The 672-nt window shown below is 68.2% G+C and carries 1 protein-coding gene; it reads right to left on the minus strand.

Annotated elements, in window-relative coordinates:
• The coding region (locus ACFPZI_RS36995; RefSeq protein WP_381371553.1) for an AMP-binding protein at nt 1-672 on the minus strand (672 nt) is incomplete at both ends.

The following is a 672-nucleotide window of genomic DNA, read 5'->3' on the forward strand; positions in this document are numbered from 1 at the left end:
AGGAACTCCAGCTGCCCGTCCCAGCTCCACCGCACGACGTCTCCCGTGCGATACATCCGCGCACCGCCCGCGCCGAACGGATCCGCGACGAACCGCTCCGCACTCAGCCCCGGACGGTTCCAATACCCACGAGCCACCCCACTGCCCGCGATGTACAACTCACCACCCACACCGGGCGCCACCGGACGCATACACCCGTCCAGCACATACAGGCGCGCATTGGCCACCGGCCGCCCGATGGGCACCACCGCCTCCGGCAGCGCATCCTGCGGCCCCACCACGAACACGGAACAACCCACCGTCGCCTCGGTCGGCCCGTACTCGTTGACCACCGTCACCCCCGGACGCAGACGACGCAACTGCGCCACCGCACCCGCCTGCAACTGCTCACCACCGACCACCACATGATCCGTGGCCGACAACCCCAAAGGCAGCTCCGACAACAGGGGAACGTGCGCCGGAGTGACCTTCGAGAACGTCGCCGCGAACCCCTCCGGCAGCACCCCGGCCTCATCGAGCCCGGCGAACCGCACACAGCCACCCAGCGTCAACGGCGCGAAAACACCCGTCACCGTCAGATCGAAAGCGATCGAGGTATGCACCACCGACTGCTTCGCCAACCCCGGATACGCCTGCCCCGCGAACCACACGTACGACGCCAGATTCCCCTGC

The organism is Streptomyces chlorus, assembly GCF_042655885.1.
GTDB classification, from domain to species: domain Bacteria; phylum Actinomycetota; class Actinomycetes; order Streptomycetales; family Streptomycetaceae; genus Streptomyces; species Streptomyces chlorus.